The 10289-nt window shown below is 70.0% G+C and carries 9 protein-coding genes; 6 read left to right on the forward strand and 3 right to left on the reverse strand.

The features are described from left to right. Positions 1-70: 70 nt before the first annotated feature. The gene (locus MXD95_RS06450; RefSeq protein WP_250639622.1) at positions 71-241 is read right to left on the reverse strand and encodes an alcohol dehydrogenase catalytic domain-containing protein; all 171 of its coding nucleotides are present in this window, start codon (positions 239-241) and stop codon (positions 71-73) included. A 315-nt stretch (positions 242-556) separates the two neighbouring features. Between MXD95_RS06450 and MXD95_RS06455 the strand changes: the two genes are divergently transcribed. Together MXD95_RS06455 and MXD95_RS06460 are read left to right on the forward strand one after the other, a co-directional pair. Continuing rightward, complete coding sequence (locus MXD95_RS06455) at positions 557-754, forward strand: hypothetical protein (protein WP_250639623.1); 198 nt, start codon at positions 557-559, stop codon at positions 752-754. Continuing rightward, the gene (locus MXD95_RS06460; protein ID WP_250639624.1) at positions 751-1539 is read left to right on the forward strand and encodes a TetR/AcrR family transcriptional regulator; all 789 of its coding nucleotides are present in this window, start codon (positions 751-753) and stop codon (positions 1537-1539) included. Before MXD95_RS06455 ends, MXD95_RS06460 begins: the two co-directional genes overlap by 4 nt. A 331-nt stretch (positions 1540-1870) precedes the next feature. On the opposite strand, the gene MXD95_RS06465 is transcribed toward MXD95_RS06460, so the two are convergent. Next, positions 1871-2521, reverse strand: coding sequence for a nucleoside deaminase (locus tag MXD95_RS06465; RefSeq protein WP_250639625.1), 651 nt, complete (start codon positions 2519-2521; stop codon positions 1871-1873). A gap of 29 nt (positions 2522-2550) precedes the next feature. Continuing rightward, positions 2551-3618 carry a Rieske 2Fe-2S domain-containing protein gene (locus MXD95_RS06470; protein ID WP_250639626.1) on the reverse strand — a complete coding sequence of 356 codons (1068 nt, stop codon included), beginning with the start codon at positions 3616-3618 and terminating at the stop codon, positions 2551-2553. A 464-nt stretch (positions 3619-4082) separates the two neighbouring features. Between MXD95_RS06470 and MXD95_RS06475 the strand changes: the two genes are divergently transcribed. From MXD95_RS06475 to MXD95_RS28430, 4 genes are all read left to right on the forward strand, one after another. After that, the gene (locus MXD95_RS06475; protein ID WP_250639627.1) at positions 4083-4718 is read left to right on the forward strand and encodes an effector-associated domain EAD1-containing protein; all 636 of its coding nucleotides are present in this window, start codon (positions 4083-4085) and stop codon (positions 4716-4718) included. Positions 4719-4934: 216 nt separating this feature from the next. Next, entirely contained in the window at positions 4935-6497 is a 1563-nt protein-coding gene (locus tag MXD95_RS06480) for a VMAP-C domain-containing protein (protein WP_250639628.1), read from the forward strand. After that, a complete protein-coding gene (locus MXD95_RS06485; protein ID WP_250639629.1) occupies positions 6494-7594 on the forward strand; it encodes an AAA family ATPase in 1101 nt (366 codons plus the stop codon). Before MXD95_RS06480 ends, MXD95_RS06485 begins: the two co-directional genes overlap by 4 nt. Further along, the coding region (locus MXD95_RS28430) for an SAV_2336 N-terminal domain-related protein (RefSeq protein WP_250639630.1) at positions 7591-10289 on the forward strand (2699 nt) is incomplete at its 3' end. The genes MXD95_RS06485 and MXD95_RS28430, both read left to right, overlap by 4 nt.

Raw genomic sequence — 10289 nt, forward strand, 5'->3', positions numbered from 1 at the left:
GGTGGACCATGTTGAGGACCGCCCCCACGTGGACCCCCTCCCCCCCGCCCACTGGCCCGCAGACCAGGGGTTAGGGCGAGCCCGGCACCCCACCCGTGCGGGCGTGTTCGTCGGAATGACACAGGCCGCAGGCCCGGACGTCGATCAGGACCTCGCCGGTCCGCGGCTCGTCGATCTCGAGAGTTTCGATCTTGAAGTCCTGGCCCGGACCGAACAGCAGGGCCGCTCGCGTGCTGACCATGAGATGCCACCTTCCGCGCGTCCGGCGAGCGATCGCAGCCGCGGCGATCGACCTTGAGCCAAGCGAGACAACCATGTCATAATGTGTCGCCATGAGACAGTCCAGCCATTGCGGATGATGCGTGCCCCGAGCGACGGCGGCGGGCGTCTCGCGGCGTGGGATGGTCTGAGGGTGACCGGCTCGAGGGCGACTGATGTGAACGGATGCCGCCTCGGGGCGCCGGAACTGGTCAGCGCGGTACTGGTCGCCGGGGTGTCGTGGGGTACGAGCCTTGGCGCGCGGCGCGCGGCGCGAGGCGGAGGAGGTACTCGCCTGATGACCATCGTCGCCGCTGGCCCGCGGGCGAAGGTGATGGATCGAGTGATGTTCGAGGAGCTGTTGCGCCGGATCCCGGCCTGGGTGCTGGTGGATGCGCGGGAGCCGAAGGTCCTGCCGGCGACGTTCACCCGGCGTACGACCGCATCCGCATCCGCTACACCCGGACCTGACCCGTCGGCGCCCTTCCGACGATGAAACGACACCACGCGGCCGACATTCCGCGCGCCGTCACCACGCGGGCCGACTCCGCGCGAGGTGACGGCCCGCGGGCCGGGACCCCACGGGCCGACCATGCGCCAGCCGACACCGCGCCAGCCGACACCGCGCGGGCCGGGACTTCGCGGGAGGACGCCGCCCCGCGGCGTGCACAGGGCTGGTGGGGCAGTGAGAGTGCTCTGCTCGACGACGAGGAGGCTCGCCGCCGCCTGGTGGCCGCAACCGTCCGGTGCGTGGTGCGGCGTGGTTCGAGTCGCATCCGGGTCGAGGAGGTCGCGGTTGAGGCGGGCGTCTCCCGCTCCACCGTCTACCGGTACTTTCGTAGCCGCGACGAGCTGATCCTGGCCGTGCTGCTCGACCGGGTCGACGCTGCGATGGATCGAACCCTGAGCTCGTTGCCGGACCCGGACGACGCCGGCTCCTCACTCGCCGAGATGATATTGCGTGGCGCCAGCCTGATGCACGCCGATGCGCTGACCGAGGTGCTGTTCGCCGCGGGCGGCCGGTCGACGGCGGAGCCGCTGCCCCTGACGGCCGATCCGATCGTCGACGCCGTCTACCGTCGCGTCGGACCACTGGTGGCGCGGTGGCAGAAGAACGGGCAGCTGCGGGCTGATCTCGACCTGAGGGAGACTGTCCGGTGGCTGATCGCTGCCGGAGGCATCATGATGGGCGCTCCTTGGTCCACTCAGTCCCCGGCCGACAGACGGGCGTTCGCGCAGAAGTACCTCGTCCGTGCGCTGCTCTCCCCGCCGCCCCGCTGATCCGCTGCCCCGGGCCATCCGCCGCCCCGCGCATCTGCTGATCCGCCCGGCAGGTTCTCGCGCCGCTTCCGTGACCCCGCTGGCCAATCCGGAGCCGACACCCGCCACCAGGGCGGCCGAAGTCACGTTCCGCAACGGAATTCTCGAAGCCGGACCGGGTCAAGATCTAGACAGGTCGCTGTGGGGGTGTTTGTGTCCTATTTGCCCCCCACGGCGACCTGTTTGGGCGGATCTTGCTCGGTGGGGCGTTGCGCGGGGTGACGATCATGGGTTGGGCGGGGGGTGCGGCGGAGCGGGGGGTGGGTGGGTGGGTGGGTGGGTGGGCGTCTGGTCAGGAGGGCTTCGGGGTGCCGCGTCGGGCGTTGTAGACGATCACGTCGTCGCGGCTGCCGTACTCGGTGAAGACGGCCAGGGCCTCGTCCCGCAGCAGGTCGGTGCGCACGGTGATGCCGCGGCGTTCGAACTGCTCGGCCCAGTCGTCGCGCATCGGGCCCTCGTCGAAACCCGTGAGCTTCTCGATCTCGTCGCCGTCCCCGGCGATCGTGAGCATCTGGATGCCGGACCACATGACGGCGCCATAGCACATGACGCAGGGCCGCCAGTTGACGACGAGCTCGACGGGGCCGCCCAGGGTGCTGAGGTCCCAGGAGCCAAGTCGGGCCTGGGCGAAACAGAGCGCGACGACCTCGGCGTGCATCGTGGACAGCCCGGTGGCCAGGACGAGGTTCACCCCGGCCGCGTGGATCTGCCCGGTGTCCGGATTGGCGACCACGGCCGCGAACGGGCCGCCGCTGCCTTCGACGTGGTTGCGGGCGGCGAGCCGCAGGGCGAGGCGCATCCGGTCCTCGACGCCTGGCAGGACGCTGCCGGCGGCGCGGACCTCGTCATCGACCCAGACAGGTAGCGCTATGTCGAGCCCGGCGACCGGGACCGGGTGGGCAGCGGCCGGTGCGGTGCGCTCGGCGGGACGGGAGGTCGTCATGGGTGCAGCGCCCTTCGTTGGTTCGGACATCACGCGGTGAAGAAGTGGGACAGGCCCAGTGCGCGCAGGCCACGCCGGTAGGCGACGGAGCTGCGATCGGCCGCGATATTGACCTCGATGCGCGGGTCGAGTGGGAGGTTCTCCGGGCGCTGGGCCTCGACGATCGCCCGGTCCTCGGCGAAGATCCGCAGGTTGAAGTCGTAGATCTCCCGCTCGGGCTGATCGGTGGCGAAGTTCTTCGCGATCGGGGCGAACATCCTTGTCTGGCGGGCGGAGACCGGGGATGCGGCGTTCATGATGGACAGTCGGCCGCCGTCCGGGAAGTGCACGACGAGGGTGGCGGTGAACGGCAGATGGGCGTCGAAGCGGCGCAGCCAGCGAAAACCGGACGGCGCGCACAGGTTGCTGCCGCGCGGGTAGTTGGCGACCGAGCTCCAGTAGTCGGCGGTGAAGCCGTGCTCGGTGGGGGTCGCCGTGTACTCGGGGACCTCGGTGTCGCCCGGGTCGGCAAAGGTGTCGGTGTGTACGAAGGCGAAGTGCGCGACGTCGAGGAATCCTTCGACCTGGCGGCCGGCGAACGCGGCGAGGTCAAAGCCGGGGCAGGTCACCTGCTGGAAGCCCGGGTCGTCCCAGTGCGGCATCCGGGGGATGCCTGGCACGGTCTGACTGGACACGTCGGCGGCGGGGCGCAGGCAGGTCCAGATCAGTCCGTAGCGTTCCTGCGCTGGATAGGTTCGCAGAGCCATCCGGGTCGGGATCTTGGCCTTGGGATGCGCGGGTATCGCCACGCAGGCGCCCTCGGCCCCGAACCGCAGCCCGTGGTAGGCGCAGGCCAGCGTTGTCCCGTCGCCGATCCCCAGGCTCAGCGGCACTCCCCGGTGGGGGCACAGATCGCGGGCGACGACCACCTGCTCACCGGCCCGGTAGACCACGAGCCGTTCGTCGAGCAGGGACATCGCGACCGGCTGGGCCTGGACCTCCCGGGACAGAGCGACCGGGAACCAGTGCCGAGCGAGAATCGTCCAGTCGTCCGGATCGAAGGTGCAGTCGGCGGGCAGTCCGCCGGAGGCGGTGATCGTGTCTGGCCCATCTGGCATGTGGAAGCCTCGCAGGTGTAGGAATGTGCGCCGCCGGAACGAGGGCGGGGAGCTGGCAGTCTGATGTGTGCTGTGGCCGCGCGCGGTATCGGCTGCACGGAGCCGGTCCGTCCCGTTTCGTCCGGTCTGGTGCGGCTGCTGGCCGGACGCGGCGGGACCGGTTCGATGTGTCAGGTGACGCGATCAGGCGCCGTGCGCGATCCGGCCGCGGACCCAGGCCTGCCGGTGGAGCAGGCGGCGCAGGTCAGGACGGCGTTCCTTCCCCATCCGGCGCACCTCCCGCAGCTGCCTGGCCGGCGTTCGTGAGGTCCGGTCCCCGGAAACTCTCCGCCGTCGTCGTTACACCATGGTGGCGTCCGGCGAACATCGGCGTGTCGGGCGCCAGGGCCCGCGAACCTGTTCCTGTCGTCCGAGACCGTCGTACGTGATGAATCCGGACCGGCGCACCGCGCGATGGTGGCAGAATGATCAGTATGCCTGGCGCGGACGGGGAAGCGGCAACGGGGTCGGACAGCGCCGCCGAGATTGACGGGATAGTCGAGGCGATTGTGGAGGTCCTCGCCGCGGAGCCGCTACTCGAACAATCCGTGAGCCGGCACCTGCTCGTGGCGCGGACCGGGAGACGCCTGGGGCTGCCTCTCCAGATTCCGGAGATACCGCTGCGCCGGCAATGGCTGCTCGCCTTCGTCGCGGAATGCGCCATGACCCACAACGGTCTGGCCGCCATGACCTTGACCATCGGGCAGCTGGAGGGACGGGGGAGGGTCTACCGCGCGGTGGTGGATCTGGTGGACCGCCTTGGCCGAGCGCGGCAGGTGACTGATGCCCCCGCGCCTTCGGCAGCAGAGCTGATGGGCCTGACCGCGGCAGAACTCAGTGCGCTTGCCGCAGTTTACAGCGATCCGACCGCCGCGAGCCAGTTGTTGTCCCGCGCCGGGCTGCCCCGTTATCGTCACCCCTGGGTCGGGCGTAACAGCGAGGCCTTCTGGACGGAGGTCAACTGGCTGGTCATCATCGGAGCGTTCCCGGACGGGCGGGCGCGCATTCTTCGGGAAGCCGCCGCGGAGTACCCGGCGAATCCCTGGATGGCTGCTGGCTGAATGGTGCTCCGGGCGGCAGCGGGTCCCGCGTTCACCCGGAGCCGAGCGCGGATACGCCGGCATGCCGGTGCCCAGGCGCCACCCGCGCTGGGCGAGAAAACATCCGTCGGGCTGCTTCGGCTGCCATACGGCGTGCCAGCAAGGTAAGTAGTCTGATGACAGACAGACCCGGGGTGGTCTACTGACCTGTTCCGGGGCGGCTCGTTCGGGGGATTCGTGCCGGATCTGACGGAATGGTCGGAGCAGCGTAGGGAGCTCCGGCTGAAGCTGGAGGAACAGATCGTAGATCTTCTGGACAAGGCTCCTGGTTTCCAGGAGGAGTCCGCCAGGAGCCGGCTCGCGGCGCGAGCCGCGCAGTATGCCGGGGAGCCGCTCGGGGTGCCGGAGAGCTCGTTGCGACGGCTGTGGCTGTTCGGCCTGGTCGAGGAGTGCATCCGCCTGCGGCGAGGCCTGAGCGTGCTGGGGGAGAGTGTGCGTGACCTGCTGGGCCGGTCTGGTCTCTCGGGTGATCTGGCACACCTGATCGACTCCTGGTATACCGTCGACACGGCAGCCACCGCCGTCATTCCCTGGCGGGATTCCGGCCCAGCCGAGTGGGCCGGGCGTGACCGGGAGACACAGGTCCGCCAGACCAGGGTCGTGGACGTCTGGGCGGAGCTGCGTGCCTCGTTTGCCAAAAAGCAGGCGACCGACGTCCAGCGCGAGTTCCGGTATGCCGTCGGGGACCGTAGGACGACGCCGCCGTGGTATTGCGACACCGCCTGGAAGGTGTTCGTTCATCTGGTCAACTGGAGTGCGCTTCCGGGACTCCTGCCGCCCTACCTGGTGTTTCTGGATCGGCTTCTGCACGGAAACCAGCTCGATCGCGACGTCGAGCCGTTGGTGGAGGCCTGGGTCCGGCGGGTGGCGACGGAACACGGCTGCCTGGTCGATCTCGAGGCGCTGCGTGCACGCCGAGCTGACGAGTCTTCCGACCGGCTCATGGCGCATCTCGTCATGCGAGTCAGGGGCTCCGGTCCGAGTCCCGGCCGCTACGATCTTTCCTGGTATCTGGAGCGATACCCCCCGCGGGAGGTTCTCGAGGGCGGAGACCCGCACGAGCGGTTAGGCCGTGCGGAGCTCGAGGGTGCGGTGAGTTCCGTGGTGAGGCAGGCGGAGCGCACGCTGTCACATACCCATGATGAGCTCGCGCTCGAGTTCGTCCTGCCTTTCGATCTGCTGGATCTGCACGTCGAGTGGTGGCAGAAGGAGCAACGGTATGGGCCGGACCAGCCGCTCGCCCTTGACTATTCCGTGACCTTGCGTAGTCTCGAGCGCGAGGAAGAACGCGAGTGGCATCGGGTGTGGCGTGCGCGGTGGCAGCCCACGGGGCATCCTGCCGCCGTGGTGACGTACTGGTGTAATGCCATGGCTGATTTTGACGGACGTCAGTTGAAAGCGGAGCTGCAGGCCAACGAGCAGCTGATGACGCTTGTCCTCAGCGAGCCGCCCAGGCTCGGCAACCGAGGAATGGATGAGTTGCTCGTCGGGCTGTCCGCCGGTATGGCGGGCTTCATCTGGCGGCGAGCCGACAACCATGCGGCGGCGGAAACGGATGAGAGGCTGCGGGACTGTCTGCGCGAACACCGCGTGGCAGAGCTCCCCCGTGCGGCGCACCGCCTGCGACTGGACTCGCAGCAGGTGCCCACGCACGCGCGGCACCGTCATCTCGGCAGGCAGATCGCGCTGCTGTGGGATGATCCGCTCCGTCTCGACGTCCCGGAGGGGAACGGTCCGTGAGCACCGAGGACGACGTCGAGGAGCAGAGGCCTGCCTGGTGGCTGTTCCAGGGCACCGGCCGGCCGCTGGACCAGGCGGAACGGGACCGTCGTTGGCCCGCGCCGCCGCCGTGGCGGGACTTTGACGGAGCCCCGCTGCTTGCGCCGCCGCCGGCGGACCCGCGGGAGACCCAGCGCAGGCTTGGCCGGGTCCCGTCCCGGCTGCTTGACCCGGTGCACATCTCGTTGGTGAACGCTGCCATCCACCTTCGGCGTCCGGTGCTGGTCACCGGGCCGCCCGGGGTGGGGAAGTCCGCCCTGGCGTACCTGATCGCCAGCGAGCTCGGCCTGGGCAGGGTGCTGCGGTGGCCGATCACCAGCCGTACAACGGTCCGCGACGGGCTGTATGAATACGACGCCATCGGACGGGCGCAGGCGGTGGTACAGGCCAGGGGCGTGCCTTCGTACCGCCTGACCCGTGTGCGCGCGGACGAGGCGAGCGGGGCGAGGCGCGCTCCGGCCGCGTCGTCCATCGGTGAGTACATCCGCCTCGGTGCGCTCGGTACGGCGCTTCTTCCCCAACGCCTGCCGCGCGTCCTGTTGGTTGACGAGCTCGACAAGAGTGACTTCGCGTTTGCGAACGACCTGCTCAACGTCTTCGAGGACGGGGAGTTCCTGCTTGCGGAGCTGTCCCGGCTGGGTGCGGCGACACCCGAGGTCGAGGTGCACACCGCCGACCGACAACGGACCGCGCTGGTCACCGGCGGGTTGGTCCGCTGCCACGCGTTTCCGATCATCGTGATGACCAGTAATCGCGAGCGGGAGTTCTCCCCGGCATTCCGGCGGCGCTGCACACTGCTCGACCTGCCCGCGCCCGACACCAGGCGGCTGGCCGGGTTGATCGCCGCGCACTTTCCGGCGGACTCGCAGGCCAGGGCCCAGCTCATCGAGAAGTTCGAGCGGCGTCGCGAACTGGTCGGCGGAGGGCTGGCCGCTGACCAGTTGCTCAATGCCGCCCACCTGGCCAGGGCGGGAGCGTTCGACGGTGACGAGGCGGACTGGCTTGATCTTCTCGAGGCCATCTGGCACGAGTTGTCGCCGACGCTGGGTTCGTGGTGAGCGAGGTCGACCGGTCTGGTTCTCCCTGGTACGGCGAGCTGGCGCGCGGCGGTAGCCCTGCCCGCATGCTCGCCGAAACGCTGTGGCTGTGGAGCGCGGTGGACCTGCCGTCCGCGGACGTCGCGGCCGCCCTCGGCTCGCGCGAGCCTCGTGCACCGGCACAGCGTCACGACCGGGCGGTCGCGGGCGCATCCTCCCGCGTGGCGCGGCCCGGCTCCGCGCAGAGCGAGGCCGCACCGGGCGGACTGCCCTCCCGCGTGCCACCGATCGATCCGGCCTCGGCGTCCGGCGCGTCGGCGTCCGGCGTCCCGGACACCGGCCGGACGCCCACCGTCCGGCCAAACCCTCCGATCCGGTCCACCATCGGTCTCACCTCGATGCTCATCGAGCCGGACCCGGAGCCGGAGTCGGAGTCGGAGTCGGACGATGCGCCGGCTGGTGCGGTGCGCCGGCCGGGCGGCGCCTCCTTGGCTCGCCGGTACGCGGCCGGCCCGCGGGCGGAGTCGATGGTGGCCGATCCCCTGTTCCTGCACCGTGCGTTGCACGGTTTTTACCGCCCGGAGCCCGCTGTCGATCGGTGGGAGCTGGACGAGACGGCCACGGCCGAGCGGCTCAGCGCGGACGAACTCGGCATCCCCGCGCGACGGCCGCGGATGGAGCCCGCCTACGAGCTTCACCTCGTCGTGGACGACAGCCCCACCATGACCTTGTGGCTTGACCTCGTCCCAGCCCTGACCCGGCTGCTGGAACAGGGGCGCTTCCGTGATGTCCGGGTGAGCTACCTCGACACGTCGGCCGAGCGGCCCGAGCAGGTGAGGCTGCGCGCGAGCCGGGCTGGGCCGGGAACAACGCCGGCGGCGGACACGGCGGGATCCGGTCGCCGGATCGTCTGGATCGTCACGGACACGCTGGCTCCGGCATGGCGCCTGAACGTCCTCTCGCCGGCGTTGCATCACTGGGCGAGGCGCGGTCCGGTGGCCCTGGTCAACCTGCTGCCGCAACGGGTGTGGCGATGGGGCGGGCTGAACCCGCGACGGATTCGGATGGTGCCTGCCCGGGACGGCGTCGCGGGCACGGCGCCCCGCTGGGATTTCACCCGCTCCTGGGACCGTGAGCTGACCGGAATGTCGGAGCGTGAACTCGCCAGGGCCCTGCCGGTCCCAGTGCTCGAACTTGCCCCCGAATGGCTGGCCCCCTGGGCCGAGATGGTGAGCGCGCAACCGCCCCAGCCGACGGAGCTGCTGGCGGTGCTGGTCCGGCCGGCCAAAGGGTCCGTGTCCTCCGATTGGGCCGGGTCGGCCGGGCCCGCCGACGGGCCGGACACCCCCCGCCAACAGGTCGATCGGCTGCGCAGGCAGGCCTCACCGGTGGCTTTCGAACTGGCGGTCGCTCTGGCGGCGGCCCCGCTCACCTGGTCGGTGCTGCGACTGGTGATCGAGCTGGTGCCTGCCGCTGGCCGTCGGCATCTCAGCGAGGTTCTCGGCAGCGGCATCCTGCTGCCTGCCCAGCGATCTCACGGCGACGACCGGCCCGGGTCCGCGGCGCGGATCGCGTGGGAGTTCGCGGCGGGGGTGCGCGAGGAGCTGCTGGCCCACGGCGAGCGTACGGCGGCGCTGCAGGTGCTGCGCGCGGCGGCGAGCGTGATCGTCGATGAGGTGGATGCGTTGCGCGAGTTCGATCTCGTGCTCGCCAGCGAACGGCCGGAGGACGTCGGCCTGCCGGTGGTCACCGACAGCAACCGTCCTTTCCTGGTCGTCGAGCAGACCGTGCTCGCCAGCGTCGCGGGGCGGTACATCCGCCGCTCCCGTCGGCTCGGCGCGTTTCTGGTGGGGGGCGTCCCCGAGGCGCCGGAATCAGTGTCAGCAAACACTACGTCTAGTGTTCGAGGTATGACGGTGAGTAGTGAAGCCAAGGATGGGCGTCCGCCAGCGCCTCGAGCTGATTCCGATCCTGCGATTTCTCCCGTGCACGCAGTCGGATCGTCGCGGGAACGCGATGTAGATCGCGACGTAGATCGCGGGGGGGATGCGGACCGGGTGACGACGGCCGCCACGGCGGTGACCGGGGCGGCGACCGGGGCGGTGCGGGGTGTGCTGTCGGCGTGGCCAGTGGTGTTGGGTGGTGCTCTTCCGCAGCGTAATCCGCATTTCACGGGTCGTGGTGATCTGTTGCGGGATCTGCATCAGCGTCTCGGTGGCGGTACGACCGCTGTTCTGCCGGAGGCTCTGCATGGCATGGGGGGAGTGGGGAAGTCCCAGCTCGCCGTCGAGTACGTCTACCGGTATGGCGGCGAGTACGAGCTGGTCTGGTGGATACCGGCGGAGCACACCGCGCAGATCGTGCAGGGGCTGACCGATCTCGCGCGGGCCCTGCGTCTGGATGCCGGCCGGGAGGCGAACGCCGCGTTGCCGGTGGTCCGGGAGGCGCTGCGTACCGGCAGGCCGCATCAGCGGTGGCTGTTGGTGTTCGACAATGCGGAGGACCCGGGCGGGATCGTGGATTTCTTCCCGAACGTGGGGGTCAGGGGGCACATCCTGGTCACCTCGCGGGACTCGCGGTGGACCGGGGTGGCGCGGTCTTTGGAGGTCGCTGTCTTCGCGCGTGCGGAGAGCAAGGCCTTGTTGCGGCGCCGGGATGACACGTTGACGGACAGCGAGGCCGACCGGCTCGCCGACGCGTTGGGTGATCTGCCGTT

This window comes from Frankia sp. AiPa1 (genome assembly GCF_023243075.1).
GTDB lineage: Bacteria > Actinomycetota > Actinomycetes > Frankiales > Frankiaceae > Frankia.

Bases quoted from the DNA above. Each gene is read 5' to 3' on its own strand.
- MXD95_RS06470 (WP_250639626.1), bottom strand. From the start codon at position 3,618: ATGCCAGATGGGCCAGACACGATCACCGCCTCCGGCGGACTGCCCGCC.
- MXD95_RS06475 (WP_250639627.1), top strand. From the start codon at position 4,083: ATGATCAGTATGCCTGGCGCGGACGGGGAAGCGGCAACGGGGTCGGAC.
- MXD95_RS06455 (WP_250639623.1), top strand. From the start codon at position 557: ATGACCATCGTCGCCGCTGGCCCGCGGGCGAAGGTGATGGATCGAGTG.
- MXD95_RS06460 (WP_250639624.1), top strand. From the start codon at position 751: ATGAAACGACACCACGCGGCCGACATTCCGCGCGCCGTCACCACGCGG.
- MXD95_RS06450 (WP_250639622.1), bottom strand. From the start codon at position 241: ATGGTCAGCACGCGAGCGGCCCTGCTGTTCGGTCCGGGCCAGGACTTC.
- MXD95_RS06465 (WP_250639625.1), bottom strand. From the start codon at position 2,521: ATGACGACCTCCCGTCCCGCCGAGCGCACCGCACCGGCCGCTGCCCAC.